15 protein-coding genes, 1 tRNA gene and 1 pseudogene are annotated in these 14,637 nt (G+C 69.7%); 9 read left to right on the top strand and 8 right to left on the bottom strand.

Going from position 1 to position 14,637, the window contains the following annotated elements; all coding sequences use genetic code 11:
• Positions 1–10: 10 nt before the first annotated feature.
• The 3 genes and pseudogenes from ACIQI8_RS16590 to ACIQI8_RS16580 all read left to right on the top strand — a co-directional run.
• Positions 11–379 (top strand): annotated as a pseudogene (locus ACIQI8_RS16590) (phosphotransferase); the annotation flags it as partial.
• A 155-nt stretch (positions 380–534) separates the two neighbouring features.
• Positions 535–1,725: an SUKH-4 family immunity protein gene (locus ACIQI8_RS16585; RefSeq protein ID WP_402350129.1), complete on the top strand. Its 1,191-nt coding sequence runs from the start codon at positions 535–537 to the stop codon at positions 1,723–1,725.
• 52 nt (positions 1,726–1,777) lie between these two features.
• Positions 1,778–2,935 (top strand): pentapeptide repeat-containing protein, encoded by a 1,158-nt coding sequence (locus tag ACIQI8_RS16580; protein ID WP_402350126.1) that lies wholly within the window; start codon positions 1,778–1,780, stop codon positions 2,933–2,935.
• Between the two features lie 19 nt (positions 2,936–2,954).
• Here the strand turns inward: ACIQI8_RS16580 and ACIQI8_RS16575 are convergent, their stop codons facing one another.
• Complete coding sequence (locus ACIQI8_RS16575; RefSeq protein ID WP_402350123.1) at positions 2,955–3,344, bottom strand: antibiotic biosynthesis monooxygenase family protein; 390 nt, start codon at positions 3,342–3,344, stop codon at positions 2,955–2,957.
• Between the two features lie 402 nt (positions 3,345–3,746).
• Positions 3,747–3,818, bottom strand: a tRNA-Cys gene (locus ACIQI8_RS16570).
• Between the two features lie 188 nt (positions 3,819–4,006).
• Here ACIQI8_RS16570 and ACIQI8_RS16565 point away from each other — a divergent pair.
• The 6 genes from ACIQI8_RS16565 to ACIQI8_RS16540 all read left to right on the top strand — a co-directional run bounded on the left by ACIQI8_RS16565 (position 4,007) and on the right by ACIQI8_RS16540 (position 10,042).
• A complete protein-coding gene (locus tag ACIQI8_RS16565; protein ID WP_402350120.1) occupies positions 4,007–5,494 on the top strand; it encodes an MFS transporter in 1,488 nt (495 codons plus the stop codon).
• 47 nt (positions 5,495–5,541) lie between these two features.
• Positions 5,542–5,739, top strand: a complete 198-nt coding sequence (locus ACIQI8_RS16560) for an Arc family DNA-binding protein (RefSeq protein ID WP_067445450.1) — start codon at positions 5,542–5,544, stop codon at positions 5,737–5,739.
• Positions 5,740–5,742: 3 nt separating this feature from the next.
• Complete coding sequence (locus tag ACIQI8_RS16555; RefSeq protein WP_402350117.1) at positions 5,743–6,129, top strand: type II toxin-antitoxin system death-on-curing family toxin; 387 nt, start codon at positions 5,743–5,745, stop codon at positions 6,127–6,129.
• Between the two features lie 140 nt (positions 6,130–6,269).
• Positions 6,270–8,069 carry a DEAD/DEAH box helicase gene (locus tag ACIQI8_RS16550; RefSeq protein ID WP_402350114.1) on the top strand — a complete coding sequence of 600 codons (1,800 nt, stop codon included), beginning with the start codon at positions 6,270–6,272 and terminating at the stop codon, positions 8,067–8,069.
• A gap of 373 nt (positions 8,070–8,442) precedes the next feature.
• The gene (locus tag ACIQI8_RS16545) at positions 8,443–9,084 is read left to right on the top strand and encodes a helix-turn-helix domain-containing protein (protein WP_124000305.1); all 642 of its coding nucleotides are present in this window, start codon (positions 8,443–8,445) and stop codon (positions 9,082–9,084) included.
• Between the two features lie 166 nt (positions 9,085–9,250).
• A complete protein-coding gene (locus ACIQI8_RS16540; RefSeq protein WP_402350110.1) occupies positions 9,251–10,042 on the top strand; it encodes a S16 family serine protease in 792 nt (263 codons plus the stop codon).
• On the opposite strand, the gene ACIQI8_RS16535 is transcribed toward ACIQI8_RS16540, so the two are convergent.
• The 6 genes from ACIQI8_RS16535 to ACIQI8_RS16510 form a co-directional block, all read right to left on the bottom strand.
• The gene (locus ACIQI8_RS16535) at positions 10,043–10,228 is read right to left on the bottom strand and encodes a hypothetical protein (RefSeq protein WP_402350107.1); all 186 of its coding nucleotides are present in this window, start codon (positions 10,226–10,228) and stop codon (positions 10,043–10,045) included.
• Positions 10,229–10,241: 13 nt separating this feature from the next.
• Positions 10,242–10,826 carry an ArsR/SmtB family transcription factor gene (locus ACIQI8_RS16530; RefSeq protein WP_402350104.1) on the bottom strand — a complete coding sequence of 195 codons (585 nt, stop codon included), beginning with the start codon at positions 10,824–10,826 and terminating at the stop codon, positions 10,242–10,244.
• 81 nt (positions 10,827–10,907) lie between these two features.
• Positions 10,908–11,894, bottom strand: a complete 987-nt coding sequence (locus ACIQI8_RS16525; protein ID WP_402350101.1) for a glycine betaine ABC transporter substrate-binding protein — start codon at positions 11,892–11,894, stop codon at positions 10,908–10,910.
• Entirely contained in the window at positions 11,891–12,757 is an 867-nt protein-coding gene (locus tag ACIQI8_RS16520; protein ID WP_402350098.1) for an ABC transporter permease, read from the bottom strand. Before ACIQI8_RS16520 ends, ACIQI8_RS16525 begins: the two co-directional genes overlap by 4 nt.
• Positions 12,754–13,995 (bottom strand): betaine/proline/choline family ABC transporter ATP-binding protein, encoded by a 1,242-nt coding sequence (locus ACIQI8_RS16515; protein WP_402350095.1) that lies wholly within the window; start codon positions 13,993–13,995, stop codon positions 12,754–12,756. The genes ACIQI8_RS16520 and ACIQI8_RS16515 overlap by 4 nt, the downstream gene beginning before the upstream one ends.
• Positions 13,988–14,635 (bottom strand): ABC transporter permease, encoded by a 648-nt coding sequence (locus ACIQI8_RS16510; RefSeq protein ID WP_402350092.1) that lies wholly within the window; start codon positions 14,633–14,635, stop codon positions 13,988–13,990. The genes ACIQI8_RS16515 and ACIQI8_RS16510 overlap by 8 nt, the downstream gene beginning before the upstream one ends.
• Positions 14,636–14,637 lie beyond the last annotated feature (2 nt).

Below are 14,637 nucleotides of genomic sequence, written 5' to 3'. Positions count from 1 at the left end.
TGTAGTCGCGGTGCCGCAGGGGGTCGTCCTGATCACCCGTGTGGTGGCGGCCGGCAAGTCGGCGGTGGCCCAGGCCCTGGCGGAGAGCCTCCCGCGAGCGGCACACGTGCGTGGAGACGTCTTCCGGCGGATGATCGTGACGGACCGCGAGGAGTAGGCGTCGCCGTACTGGCACCGGACGCGGACGTGGTCGCCGCGTGCGAGGGGCGCCCGAAGACCGGCTACGGGGCCGTCTGGACGGTCCCGGCCCTCGATGACGTCACGCGCACCCGCACACCTCGCCTCGGCCTGTGTGGCTGGACAGTTCGGAGCTGACGGTGGGGGGGCGGTGGGGGAGACGGTGGAGGCGATCATGGCGGGACGGGAACGGGCGAGGGTGCCCGGAACGTCCTGTGATCCGGGGGATGCGGGCCGGGGGTCGTTGTCAGTGGCGGGGCGTAGTGTTCTGGACAGTGGGGAACGGGCGGCCGACGCATCCGTCCGACGGCCGCCTGTGCGGGGGCTGTGAGCGGGAAAATCCGGGGGAACGGGACGATGAGCACGACCGATGTCGCCACACCGGCGATCACCTTGACCGAGGATCAACTCGATCCGTACGTGACACACGAGCTGACGCGCGGCTGGCTGACCGGGCCCGGACTGCCGGGCGACAGCGGCCTGTTCAGCTTCGTGGACCTGGGCCGGGAGGGCCTGCGGACGGTAGGGGACGCGACGGCCGCCCCGGACGACCGCCTGGCGGCGGAGCTGCGCGACCAGTTGGTGATAGGCGCGCTGCTGGGCCCGGCGGGCCTGGAGACGGAATCCCTCCTCCTGGACGGCGCGACGGGCGAGATAGCGACGACGTACTTCCTGCCCGACCGCCCCGACCTGATGGATACCCGCCCGCTGGCCCCGTCACTGCGGACCCTGGTGCGCTGCGCGACGGCAGCGGACGAACTGGCGGGATTCCGCGGGCGGTTCGCCTCCTACGCCGGCCGCTTCGGCCCGAAGGTGGCGACGGAGGCGTCCCGTCAGCTGCTGGCGCTCTTCGAGGCGGGCGAGGCGGGCGAAGAGGGCACGGACGGCGAGATGGCGCCGTTCTGGAAGATGGCGGCCCTGATCCGCCCGCTGTCCCTGGTCGCCGGCCCCGGCACGGCATCCGGCCTGGCCCTCGACCTCCCCGCCCGCCTCCTGGACGAGGAGTTCGGGCAGGGCAAGGTGGCCCGCTTCGAGAACCTCGACTTCCCGGCGACCCTCACCCACACCCCGACCCGCCTCTTCCTGCGCGAACGGGGCCTGCCGGAGGACGGTGTCCTCTTCCACCTGGACACGGACGTGCCGCTGCAGACCCTCGCCGAGTACTACGAGGACAACTGCTCCGACACGCCGCACGGCCAACTCCCGCCCCGAGCCGCCCACTTGATCCGCCTCGGCCACCTCATCGAGGACAACAGCCTGGTCGTGGACGGCGCGACGGGCGCGGTCCTCAACTGGAGCGAGCCGGACGCCACGCTGTACCCGCTCAACACGGACGTCTCCACCCTGGCCTTCACCCTTTGGCTCCTCCACCGAGAGAAGACGATCGACGACGGCCTGTCGGGCGAGCTGTCGACCGAGGCGTACGACCAACTGGCCACGACGATGCTCCAGACCCTGGCGACGGTCGACCCGACGGGCCCGGACGTGGGCACCGGCCACCACTACTGGACGGAGACGTTCCAGGACGAGGCGGGCGGGGTGCTCTGAGGGCTGAGGTGCACCTTGATCACTCTCCGCGGTGCGCCTAGGCTCCCGAGTCATGGGGGAACCGGACCACCACCATCGGTCGTGGCGCGAGCGGTCGGTCGGTCGTCGTACGGTCACGGTGTTGCTGGCCGGGGCGATGGGACTGGCCGTTCTGGGAGTCCTGTTCGTTGTCGTGCCGGGCGCGGTGGTCGACCATGATCTCGCCGGGGGCGCCGTCGCGCCGCAGGATCGGCTCAAGGCCGTGAACGACGTCCGGACGACTCTGCTGCAAGTGGCCGGCGGGTCGGTCGTGCTCTTCGGCGCGTATGCCACCTGGCGCCAACTCCGGGTCAGCCAGGACGGCTTGCGTGCCACCCAGGAGGGCTACGTCACCGACAGGTTCAGCCGGGCGGTCGACCAGCTCGGCAGCGACAAGCTGGATGTGCGCGTCGGCGGGCTCCACGCGCTGTGGCGCGTCGCGGAACAGTCCGCCCGTGACCGCGAGGCCGTCATCTCCATCCAGGCCGCGTATCTGCGTACCCACTTGCCCTGGCCACCCACCGGGCCGGAGGCGCCGTCGGCGGACATCCCCATCAACGACATCGCACCGCTGGAGGCCCGAGCCGCCGACTCACAGGTGGCGCTGACCGGCCTCGGCGTGCTGTGCCAACACCGCGAGCAGTCCTGGGTGAACCTCAGCGCCACCGACTTGCGCCGGGCCGACTGTGACGGGCTGTGGTTGCCCGAGGTCAATCTCGACCGCTCCTGCATGGAAGCGGCGGGCCTCTACCACGCCAACCTGACCCAGGCGTCCCTGGTGTCGGTCAACCTGCGGCACGCCGACCTCAAGACCGCCACCCTCCGCCGGGCCCGCTGTGCACTGGCCGACCTGCGCGGCGCGCGGCTGACCGAGGCGGACGTGCGGGACGCCGATTTCACCGAGGCCGACCTACGCGAGACGAACCTGCGCAAGGCCGACGCGCGCGGTGCGCTCTTCCACCGCGCCGACCTGCGCCTGGCCGACCTGCGCGGCACCGACCTGAGCACGGCCGACCTCGACCAGGCACGCCTGACCGACGCCCGGGCCAGCGAACTCACCCGCTGGCCCGCCGACTTCGACCCCACGGCCGCCGGCGTCGTAACGACCGAAGACCCTGGTCCCGAGCCCCCACCACTGCTCCAGCCACCGGGGATGACGGCGCAGCACCCTCCGCTGCGATCCATGCCGTGATGCAAGGGACGTCGGCCGGTCAGCCCGCTGCCGATTCCTGCGGGCCCTCCTGACCCCGCGCCCGTATGAACCCGTGACTCCGCTCGACCTTCGCCACGTGCAGGGTGTAGCTCTCGTACCACTGCTCCCGCCCACGCTGCTGAGCCGCGCGGTGCTCGGCGTCGGTCCGCCACTCCGTGAGGGCGTCGGCGTCACGGAAGTACCCGACGGTGATGCCCAGCCCGCCGGGGGTCTGCGCGTGGTCCATCCCGAGGTACCCGGGGACGTCGTTCACCAAGGCTTCCATGCGGGCGTTCGTCTCGCTGTAGCCGGTCTGCTCGACGGTGCGCACCGTGGTGAAGACGGCCACGTAGTACGGCGGTTCGTAGGCCTCGACGGGCGTGACAGGCGCTTGGGGGTGATCGGTCATGGCGCCACGGTAGGGCAGGGTGTGCCCCCGAAGCCGAGAGATCCACCGTCCGAAGGTCTGGCTGACAATCGTTGAGTGGATTCGTTCTCGATCCGGCTTACTGGACGGGGACATGTTGCACTGAGCGGCAAGCCGGACCCCTGAGGACCAACTGCGTAGAGAGACGGAGCAGGCGCTCACCCACAGGCGTACTGCTCAAGCAGGTTGACCTCGCCACCACGCGCATCCGCATCCTTGAAGTGACCTGGGAACAGGCTCGCGCTGAGGTGCGCCGACTACTGATGCTCGCTTTCGTCGGCAAGTCCCACGCGGGCGCGACTGAGACGCTCTTTGAGACGGAAGACAAGCGGGTGACACCCTGCCTGGGTGTCACCCGCTTCTTTTTGCCTGGTCAACCACTTGAGGCCGTGGCGGGAATCGAACCCACGTAACTCGCTTTGCAGGCGAGTCCCTAAACCACTCGGGCACACGGCCGTGTCGGTGAGATGAAGCTACGGCGGGGGCGGGGGTGGACTCAAGGGGATCGCCGGGGCTGCAATGGGACTGCCATACGCCGTTCATGAACGACGGTGGGGGAGACGGAGGGCGTACGACCAAGGTCCCAGGTGGAGTGGGGCTCGCGACAGGGGTCAAACCCTGTTATGGGTCTTACGGTGGTGGTCATGACCGTCATTGAGCCGCGCGACGCCGGTGTCGCAGATGAACCTGTGGGTACGACCGACGGCGGAGTGTTGAGCCGTTCCTATCGGGCGCTCAGTGTCGGGATCGTCTCCGTCGTACTGCTGATCGCCTTTGAGGCGACCGCCGTTGCTACGGCCATGCCCGTTGCCGCGCGTGAGTTGGACGGGGTGGCGTTGTACGCGTTCGCCTTCTCCGGGTACTTCACCACCAGTCTGTTCGGGATGGTGCTCGCCGGGCAGTGGAGCGATCGGCGCGGGCCGCTGGGGGCGCTGACCACGGGGATCGGGGCGTTCACGGTCGGGCTGGTGGTGGCAGGGACCGCCGGGGTGATGTGGGTGTTCATTCTCGGGCGGGCCGTGCAGGGGTTGGGGGGCGGGCTGGTCATTGTCGCTTTGTATGTCGTTGTGGGGCGGGCTTATCCCGAGCGGTTGCGGCCGGCGATCATGGCGGCGTTCGCGGCCGGGTGGGTTGTGCCTTCGATTGTTGGGCCGCTTGCCTCGGGGGCTGTGACCGAGCACCTCGGGTGGCGGTGGGTCTTCCTCGGGATACCCGTGCTGGTCGTGCTGCCCTTGGCGCTCGCGCTGCCGCAGATTCGGCTGCGGGCGGCCGGGGCCGTGGATGGTGGCGCGGTCGAGTCCGCCGCCGAACTCGCCGCCAAGTCCGCCGCCAAGTCCACCTCCTTCGACCGGCGGCGGATCCGGCTCGCCCTCGCGATCTCCCTCGGTGCCGGACTTCTCCAGTACGCCGCCCAGGATCTGCGCTGGATCTCCCTGCTGCCCGGCGCCGTCGGCGTCGCGCTGCTCGTGCCGGCCGTGCTCGGGCTGCTCCCGCGTGGCACGTATCGCGCGGCGCGTGGGCTGCCGTCCGTCGTGTTGTTGCGCGGGGTGGCCGCGGGGGCCTTCATCAGCGCCGAGTCCTTCGTGCCGTTGATGCTGGTCACTCAGAGGGGGCTGTCGCCGACGCTCGCCGGGTTCTCGCTCGCGGCGGGCGGGGCGACCTGGGCGCTGGGGTCGTGGGTGCAGGCGCGGGCCCGGGTGGAGCCGTACCGGGAACGTCTGATGGGGGCCGGGATGGTGCTGGTCGCCGCGGCCATCGCGACCGCGCCCAGCGTGCTGATCCACTCCGTGCCGGTCTGGATCGTCGCCGTCGCCTGGGGGTTCGGCTGTTTCGGGATGGGGCTGGTCATCTCCTCCAGCAGCGTCCTGCTGCTCAAGCTCTCCGCCCCGGAAGAGGCCGGGACCAACTCCGCCTCCCTTCAGATCTCCGATGGGCTGTCGAACGTCGTCCTGCTGTCGGTGGGTGGTGCGGCCTTCGCCGCGCTGGGCGGGGGGACGGTGGCTCATACGGCCACCACCGCGAGCGGGGCCGGGTCCCATCCGGCCGCCTTCGCCGCGGTGTTTCTGCCGATGGCGGGGGTGGCGCTGGTGGGGGCGTGGGTGACTACGCGGCTGCGGGAGCGAGGCGTTTGATCTCGGTACCACCTTGACCCCATAAGTGGTACCGTCCTGGTATGGCTATGAACCTTCGTCTGCGCGACGACCAGCAGGAGGCCCTCAAGCTGCGTGCCGAGGAGGAGGGGCGCAGCATGCACGCCATTGTGCTTCAGGCGATCGACCGGTATCTGGAGCAGGAGGCGGACCGGACCACGGTGCGGCGCCTGGGGGCCAAGTACGCGGCGGGCCACGCGGACCTGCTGCGGAGGCTGGGGGAGTAGGCGATGAAGTACCTCACGGTCCAGGAAGTCCTGGATCTGGCCGAGTTGGCGTGCGGGGAGCAGACGCAGGTTGCCGTGCGTGACCTGGGACTGCTCAGCTCGGCCGTACACCGTCCGCATTCGCAGATGTTCGGCGTCGAGGCGTATACGGATCTCTTCGAGAAGGCCGCCGCGCTGCTTCAGTCCCTCGCCGCGAACCATCCTCTGGTGGACGGCAACAAACGCATGGCGTGGATGTGTGCGGTCGTCTTCCTCGACTTCAACGGCACGGAGATGCTGGGCGTCGATCAGGACGAGGCGTACAAGCTGGTCATCGAGGTGGCGGCCGGCAGCCTGGAGGATGGGGGACTGATCGCGCTGCGCCTGAGGTCGCTGCACGAGGCGATGTGAGCTGAATCGCATCCCCGGCCGACCCGGCGTCGTCCCCCGTTGACGCGCCGGCCCGCCGGTAGGGTGGCCCGGTTGTCATACACGTAGCCCCCTGTACGCAGCCGTACGCAGCAGAGCCGCCCGACCCCTCCACGGAGACCGTGACTACCACCGCCGCTTCCTCCTCGCACAGCCACCACCTCTCCCCGGCCTTCCCCGGCCGTGCCCCCTGGGGTACCGCCGGCAAGCTGCGAGCCTGGCAGCAAGGGGCCATGGAGAGGTACGTCCAGGAACAGCCGCGGGACTTTCTCGCGGTCGCGACACCCGGCGCCGGCAAGACGACCTTCGCGCTCACCCTCGCCTCCTGGCTGCTGCACCATCACGTCGTGCAGCAGGTGACCGTGGTCGCGCCGACCGAGCACCTGAAGAAGCAGTGGGCGGAGGCGGCCGCGCGGATAGGGATCAAGCTGGATCCCGAGTACAGCGCGGGACCGCTCGGCAAGGACTACCAGGGCGTCGCCGTCACCTACGCCGGCGTCGGCGTGCGGCCCATGCTGCACCGCAACCGGGTCGAGCAGCGCAAGACGCTCGTCATCCTGGACGAGATCCACCACGCCGGTGACTCGAAGTCCTGGGGCGAGGCGTGTCTCGAAGCCTTCGAGCCGGCCACCCGACGGCTCGCGCTCACCGGTACGCCCTTCCGGTCCGACACCAATCCCATTCCCTTCGTCACGTATGAGGAAGGGAATGACGGGATTCGGCGCTCCTCCGCCGACTACACCTACGGGTACGGGTCCGCGCTCTCCGACGGCGTCGTCCGGCCGGTCATCTTCCTCTCCTACAGCGGCAACATGCGGTGGCGCACCAAGGCCGGTGACGAGATCGCCGCCCGGCTCGGTGAGCCGATGACCAAGGACGCGATCAGCCAGGCCTGGCGTACGGCGCTGGATCCGCGCGGCGAGTGGATGCCGAGTGTGCTGCGCGCGGCCGACCAGCGGCTGACCGAGGTCCGGAAGGGCATCCCGGACGCCGGTGCGCTCGTCATCGCCTCCGACCAGGAACAGGCGCGCGCCTACGCCAAGTTGATCCGCGAGATCACCGGGTCCAAGGCGACCCTCGTCCTGTCCGACGACTCCGGCGCGTCCGCGCGCATCGACAAGTTCAGCGCGAACGACGACCGTTGGATGGTCGCGGTGCGCATGGTGTCGGAAGGCGTCGACGTACCCCGGCTCGCCGTCGGGGTCTACGCCACCACCATCTCCACGCCCCTCTTCTTCGCCCAGGCCGTCGGCCGCTTCGTACGGTCCCGGCGGCGCGGCGAGACCGCCTCCGTCTTCCTCCCCACCGTCCCCGACCTCCTCACCTTCGCCAACGAGATGGAGGTCGAGCGCGACCACGCCCTCGACAAGCCGAAGAAGGAGGGCGAGGAGGACCCGTACGCCGAATCCGAGAAGGAGATGGAGGAGGCGAACCGGGAGGAGGACGAGGACACCGGGGAGCAGGAGCAGTTCTCCTTCGAGGCACTGGAGTCCGACGCCGTCTTCGACCGGGTGCTCTACGACGGTGCCGAGTTCGGCATGCAGGCCCACCCGGGGAGCGAGGAGGAGCAGGACTATCTCGGTATCCCCGGGCTCCTCGAACCCGACCAGGTGCAGATGCTGCTGCAGAAGCGGCAGGCCCGGCAGATCGCGCACAGCCGCAAGAAGCCGGCCGAGGAAGCCGACCTGCTGGAACTGCCCGCCGAGCGGCGGCCCGTCGTCTCGCACAAGGAGATGATGGAGCTGCGGAAACAGCTCAACACCATGGTCTCCGCGTACGTCCACCAGACCGGCAAGCCGCATGGCGTCATCCACACCGAGCTGCGCCGCACGTGCGGCGGACCGCCGAGCGCCGAGGCCACGGCCGGGCAGCTGCGGCAGCGGATCGCCAAGGTCCAGGAGTGGGCCACGCGGATGAAGTGACCCTCCGCCCGTCCGCCCCTCCGCCCCGGTGGGGGAGGGGCGTGTGGTGCGGGAAGGAGCCCGGTTCCGGTGTCGGCGCACTCCTGAATCCGGTGCCTCGGAGTCTCGTATCAGGACAAACGTAGGTACTCCAGCCGTACCGGTGCCCGGATTCTGGACGGAGCCTTCCGCTGAGCGAACCCGCTTCGCTACTGTCCCGCTACGCACACGCCCCGTGGCAGCGCCGCCGCGGAGCGCAGCCGTGAAGCGACGCGGTCCGGAGCGCCGGGCCGCCGGCCGACCGGCGGCCTCTGAAGCGCGTCACTGACGGGACTCGGTGACGCAACCGCCGCGATGAGAGCCGCCGACCTCACCACTTGGAGGAGTGGGCGTCGTGACCGCGGAGACCTCTCAGACGCTCGACCGGGGACTGCGTGTCCTCAAGCTGCTGGCCGACACCGACCACGGGCTGACCGTCACCGAGCTTTCCCATCGACTGGGGGTGAACCGGACCGTCGTGTACCGGTTGCTCGCCACACTGGAACAACACGCGCTCGTACGCCGGGACTTGGGCGGTCGCGCCCGGGTCGGACTCGGCGTTCTGCGCCTGGGCCGGCAGGTGCATCCGCTCGTACGGGAAGCCGCGCTGCCCGCGCTTCGGTCGCTGGCCGAGGACATCGGGGCGACCGCGCATCTGACGTTGGTGGACGGGGCGGACGCGCTTGCCGTGGCCGTCGTCGAACCGACCTGGACCGACTATCACGTGGCCTATCGGGCGGGCTTTCGGCATCCGCTGGACCGGGGGGCCGCCGGCCGGGCGATCCTCTCCGCGCGGTCGCAGCCGCTGGGGGAGCCGGGGTACACGTTGACGCACGGGGAGTTGGAGGCGGGGGCCAGTGGGGCTGCCGCGCCGTTGATCGGGGTGACGGGGGTCGAGGGCAGTGTGGGGGTCGTGATGCTGGCGGACGCGGTGCCGGAGCGGGTGGGACCACGGGTCGTCGACGCGGCTCGGGAGGTCGCGGAGGCGTTGCGCTGAGCTGGGCCGGTGTTGGCGTGGCCGTCTGCTGGGGGCTGCCGCCCCCAGGTCCCCGCTTCGGCCTGGACGGCCTCGTCCTCGAACGCCGGACGGGCTGAAAGACGGGCGCTGTCTCCTGACCTGACCACCACCTGGCCTGAAGTCACTCTCACGTTAGATTGATCCCGTGCTCTCTCGCCTCACGCGCCCCCAAGCCGTCGCCCTCTCTGCGCTGCCCGTCGTCGCGCTGATCGCCACCGCGGTCTTCGCGCCGTTGCCCTTCTCGCTGACGCAGCCGGGCATGACGGCCAACGTGCTCGGCGAGAACAAGGGCACCCCGGTGATCACGGTCACGGGCGCGTCGACCCGGACGACGACCGGGCAGTTGCGGATGACGACGATCGAGGCGACCAATCCCGACACGCACGTCTCGCTGAGCCAGGTGCTCGACGCGTGGTTCGCCACCGACCGTGCGGTCATGCCGCGGGACTCGGTCTATCCGAGCGGGCAGAGCACCAAGGAGATCGAGGCGCACAACACCGAGCAGATGGAGCAGTCCCAGGACGCGGCGACCCAGGCGGCGCTGAACTACCTCGACCTGAGCGACAAGAAGGTCAAGGTCACCCTCAAGCTCGCCGACGTCGGCGGGCCCAGCGCCGGGCTGCTCTTCACCCTCGGCATCATCGACAAACTCAACGGCGACGGCAGCGGCGGCGACCTCACGGGCGGTCGCAACATCGCCGGTACGGGGACCATCACCGGGGACGGGACGGTCGGTGCGGTGGGTGGCGTGGCCCTGAAGACGCAGGCCGCGCGGCGGGACGGGGCGACGGTGTTCCTCGTGCCCAAGGACGAGTGCGCCGACGCCAAGTCCGAACTGCCCAAGGGACTGCGGCTGATCCCGGTGACCGACCTCAAGGGCGCGGTCACCTCGCTGGTGGCGCTGGAGAAGGGGAAGGGCTCCGTCCCCAGCTGTTAGTCAGACGGCCGGTACGGGCTTCGGCGCGGCGGCCAGTCGCAGGCCCACCTCGACCAGGGTCCAGCCCACACGGGTACGGAGGTTGCGCGGGCGCCTCGTCTGCAGGGCGAGGTGGTGTGCGGCGGCCTGGGCCTGGAGTTCGGCGGCGCGTATGCGGTGCAGGGCGAGATGGGTCTCGGGGTGCATCGGGCTCGGCCTCTCAGTCCGTGGTGAAGGGGAAGGCGTGCGTGTGGACGCGGACCGTCTGCGCGTCGGGGTGTTCCTCGACCTCGGCCAGATCGCGGTAGCTGTCCACGAGGGCGTGCATCTTCTCGACGAGTTCGTGGGTGAGTTCAGGGGTCAGCCGGAGCGTCATGCTGCTCATGTCGGTGCTGCGGGCCCACTCCGCCGACCAGTCCTCGCGGGTGCCGAGCCAGGTCGACACCTCGCGGGCCTGGGTCGTCGCCACCTCGTGCAGATAGAGATCCGCGGCCCCGCGTACGGCCGCGCTGGTGTCGTCGAGGAGTGAGTCGTCGAAGACCAGACCCTGGACGGCGGCCCGCCACCAGCGTTCGCGTCCCTTGCCCCGCTCGGGAGCGTCCTCGACGAACCCGTGCGCGGCGAGCTGGCGCAGGTGGTAGCTGGTCGCCCCGCTCGACTCGCCCAGTTTCTCGGCGAGTTGGGAGGCGGTGGCCGGTCCGCCAAAGCGCAGGGCGTCGAGCAACTGCATGCGCAGCGGATGGGCGAGTCCTCTGAGCGAACGGGCGTCCAGATGCCGGACGTTGGGCTGTGCGGGCTCCGTCATGCGTATCAAGGTAGCCTTGCAAAGAACCCTTTGCAAGGGACTCTTTGCATCGACTTCTTTGCAAGTCCCGCCCCTGCCGGGCTACTTCACAAACCCCTCCGCCTTCATCCAGTCCAACGCCACCTGATGCGGATCCTCCCCGTCCACGTCCACCTTCGCGTTCAGCGCCCGCGCCACCGTGTTGTCGAGCTTCTTCGTGATCGGGTCCAGGACCTCGGCGATCTCGGGATACTCCTTCAGCGCCTTGGAGTTGATCTCCGGAGCCACGTTGTAGTTGGGGAAGAACTTCCTGTCGTCCCGCATCACCGCGAGGTTCATGGACTTGATGCGGCCGTCGGTCGTGAAGACCTCGCCGTAGGTGCAACTGCCCTTCGCCACCTGGGTGTAGATGATCCCGGTGTCCATCTGCGTGAGATTCTTCGCGGGCAGGCTCATCCCGTACGCCTTCTCCATGCCCGGCATCCCGTCCGCCCGGTTGGCGAACTCGCTCTCCACGCAGACGGTGACGGCCCCCGGGTTCGACTTCGACAGCGCGGCCGCGTCCGACAGGGTCTTCGTGCCGTACTCCTTGTAGTGGGACTGGTTCATCGCCAGCGCGTAGGTGTTGTTCAGGGCCGACGGCGGCAGCCAGGTCAGGCCGTTCTTGAGGTCCGCGTCGTGCACGGCCTGCCACTGCTGTTCCGGGTCGGTGATCGGCTTGCTGTTGCCCTGATACGTGATCCACGCCGTGCCCGTGTACTCGTACATGCCGTCCGCGTCCCCGCTCCTGACGGCCTCCCGCGCACCGATGGAGCCCTGGATGCCCGTCCGGTCCAGGACGTCCGCGCCGGCCGCCTCGAAGGCGATGCCCATCATCGCGCCGAGGATCAACTGCTCCGTGAACTCCTTTGACGTGACGGTGAGATGCGCGCCCTTGAGGGGCTCGCCCTTCCCGATCGAGCCGGGCGTCACGTCGTCGACCATCGGGGAGCCGCTGGTCAGTCCGCAGCCGGCGGACGCGGTCAGCAGGGCTCCCGCCAGCAGCAGGCGGCCGCGGGCAGGCCCTCTCCTCCGCACGCCTCCGCTCATGTCGACACCTCCAACCCCCGCGGCCGCAGCAGCAGTTCGGCCAGTGACGCGAGCCAGTCCACCAGCAGCGCCAGCGCCACCGTGAGGATCGAGCCCAGCATCAGCACCGGCATCCGCTGGGTGGTGATGCCGGTGGTGATCAGGACGCCCAGACCGCCGCCCCCGCCGAAGGTCGCGAGCGTGGCCGTGCCGACGTTCAGGACCAGGGCGGTGCGGACGCCGGCCAGGATCAGGGGGACCGCCAGGGGGAGTTCGACCTTGGCGAGCACGCCCAGGGGGGACATGCCGATGCCGCGGGCCGCTTCGAGGAGGGTCGGGTCGTTCGCCTTGAGGCCGGCGATCGTGTTGGACAGCACCGGCAGGACGGCGTAGATGATGATGCCGATCAGGGCGGCCTTCGTACCGGTGCCGAGCCAGATGACGAGCAGGGCGAGCAGGCCGATCGCCGGGGTCGCCTGGCCCGTGTTGGCGAACGCCATCGCCACCGGGGTGCCTTTGCGGAAGGCCTTGCGGGTCAGCAGGATGCCCAGCGGGATGGCGATGATCAGCACGAAGAACGTGGAGATCACGGTCAGTTCCACGTGCTGCCACAGCGCCTTGGAGACCTGCCCGCCCGAGATCGCGTTCTCGGAGATCGAGTCCAGGTCCGCCTGCTGGAACCAGAGCCAGGTCGCCAGCAGCACGGCGATCAGGAAGGTCGGCAGGAACGTCAGCTTCTGCCAGGTGAGGCGGCGCGCCGACCGTTGCGGGGGAGCCTCCTGGCCGGCATCTCTCCCGCCTTCGCCGCCGCCCTCGTCCCGGAAGGCGAGCCCCTTCACCTCGTGCTCGCCGGCGGGCCGCTTGTGCTCCGCGGGACTGCTCACGACGTCGGCTCCCCTTCGGCGGCGCCCTCCTGCTCCGCGTGCGTCCGCGCGGCCCGGGCGTCCTCCAGTTCGTGCTGGTGCTCCATGGCCTCCAGGCGGTCGGCCTCCAGCAGTTCGTGCACGGAGTTCATGAGCGTCTCCATGTCGACGACACCCTCGTACTCACCGCGTCGCCCGGTCACCACCGTGCGCCCCGCGTTGTCGGTCAGCACCGCCTCCAGCGCGTCCCGCAGGGTGGCGTCCCGGGTCACCGTGTCGTGCACCAGCGTGCCTGCGCGGGCCAGTGAGCCGCGGGCCCGCATCAGGTCGCCGCGTCTGAGCCACTTGTAGGGGCGGCCCCGCTTGTCGAGCAGCAGGATCTCGTTGGTGCCGCTGTCCCGGAGCTTGTCGAAGATCAGCTGGAGCGGGTCGTCGACGGTCACCGTCGGGTAGTCCCGGACCTCGACGTCCCGCACGCGGGTGAGATTGAGTCGCTTGAGGGCGGCTCCCGCGCCCACGAACCCGGACACGAAGTCGTCGGCCGGGTTGGTGAGGATCGCCTCCGGGGTGTCGAACTGGGCGATGTGGGAGCGGTCGCGCAGCACGGCGATCCGGTCGCCGAGCTTGATCGCCTCGTCGAAGTCGTGCGTGACGAAGACGATCGTCTTGTGCAACTCGTGCTGGAGCCTGATCAGTTCGTCCTGGAGATGGTCCCGCGTGATCGGGTCGACCGCACCGAACGGCTCGTCCATCAGCAGTACCGGCGGATCGGCGGCCAACGCCCGTGCCACGCCCACCCGTTGCTGCTGGCCGCCCGACAACTGGCGCGGATAGCGCCCCCGGAACTCCGCCGGGTCGAGCCCGACGAGGTCCAGCAGCTCCTCGACCCGCGCCCGGGTCCGCGGCTTGGACCAGCCGATCATCCTCGGTACGAGGGAGATGTTCTGGGCGACGGTCATGTGCGGGAAGAGGCCGGCGGACTGGATCGCGTAGCCGACCTTGCGGCGCAGCTTCACCGGGTCGATGTCGGTGACGTCCTCGCCGCCGATGCGGATGCGGCCGCCGGTCGGCTCGATCAGCCGGTTGATCATCTTGAGGGTGGTGGACTTGCCGCAACCCGACGGGCCGACGAACACGACGAGTTCGCCCGCCTTGATCTCCATGTTCACGTTGTCCACGGCCGGGTCGGCGCTGCCCGGGTAGCGCTTGGTGAGGTTCTCCAGCTCGATGGACGCGCCGGACGTACCGGTCTCAGTCACGGATGCCCCTCGGAATGGTCAGCCGTCCGATCAGGACGTAGGCGGCGTCGAACAGCAGCGCGAGGACGATGATCCCGAGCGTGCCCGCGAGGACCTGGTTGAGCGCGTTCTTGCTGCCCAGCGAGGCGATGCCGCGGAAGATCTCGTTGCCGAGGCCGGGTCCCGAGGCGTACGCGGCGATCGCGGCGATGCCCATCAGCATCTGCGTGGAGACCCGGATCCCGGTCAGGATCGGCGGCCAGGCCAGCGGCAGCTCCACCCGCACCAGTCGCATCACCCGGGACATCCCGATCCCGCGCGCCGCGTCCACCAGCGAGGGGTCGACCCCGCGCAGGCCGACGATCGCGTTGCGCACGATCGGCAGCAGCCCGTACAGCGTCAGCGCGATCACCGTGGGCGGCACGCCCAGACCCACGATCGGGATGAGCAGACCGATCATGGCAAGCGACGGGACGGTCAGGATGGTCGAGGTGGCCGTCGTCGCGAGGTTCCCGGCCCAGTCGCTGCGGTAGGTGACGACCCCGATCAGCACCCCGAGCAGGGTGGCCACCACCATGCACTGGAAGACGGCGCTGGCGTGCTGGTAGGCGTCCGTGAGCAACTGCTGATGGCGGTTGCCGAGGTACTCCCAGAAGTTCACAC

This window comes from Streptomyces sp. NPDC092369 (assembly GCF_044755245.1).
Taxonomy (GTDB): domain Bacteria; phylum Actinomycetota; class Actinomycetes; order Streptomycetales; family Streptomycetaceae; genus Streptomyces.
Note: the sequence above shows the minus strand (reverse complement) of the source record. Positions and strands in the feature narration are given on the sequence as shown.

Excerpts from the sequence above, each read along its gene's own strand:
- ACIQI8_RS16555 (WP_402350117.1), top strand. The coding sequence starts at position 5,743 with ATGAAGTACCTCACGGTCCAGGAAGTCCTGGATCTGGCCGAGTTGGCG.
- ACIQI8_RS16585 (WP_402350129.1), top strand. The coding sequence starts at position 535 with ATGAGCACGACCGATGTCGCCACACCGGCGATCACCTTGACCGAGGAT.
- ACIQI8_RS16575 (WP_402350123.1), bottom strand. The coding sequence starts at position 3,344 with ATGACCGATCACCCCCAAGCGCCTGTCACGCCCGTCGAGGCCTACGAA.
- ACIQI8_RS16535 (WP_402350107.1), bottom strand. The coding sequence starts at position 10,228 with ATGCACCCCGAGACCCATCTCGCCCTGCACCGCATACGCGCCGCCGAA.
- ACIQI8_RS16530 (WP_402350104.1), bottom strand. The coding sequence starts at position 10,826 with ATGACGGAGCCCGCACAGCCCAACGTCCGGCATCTGGACGCCCGTTCG.
- ACIQI8_RS16560 (WP_067445450.1), top strand. The coding sequence starts at position 5,542 with ATGAACCTTCGTCTGCGCGACGACCAGCAGGAGGCCCTCAAGCTGCGT.
- ACIQI8_RS16580 (WP_402350126.1), top strand. The coding sequence starts at position 1,778 with ATGGGGGAACCGGACCACCACCATCGGTCGTGGCGCGAGCGGTCGGTC.
- ACIQI8_RS16565 (WP_402350120.1), top strand. The coding sequence starts at position 4,007 with ATGACCGTCATTGAGCCGCGCGACGCCGGTGTCGCAGATGAACCTGTG.
- ACIQI8_RS16525 (WP_402350101.1), bottom strand. The coding sequence starts at position 11,894 with ATGAGCGGAGGCGTGCGGAGGAGAGGGCCTGCCCGCGGCCGCCTGCTG.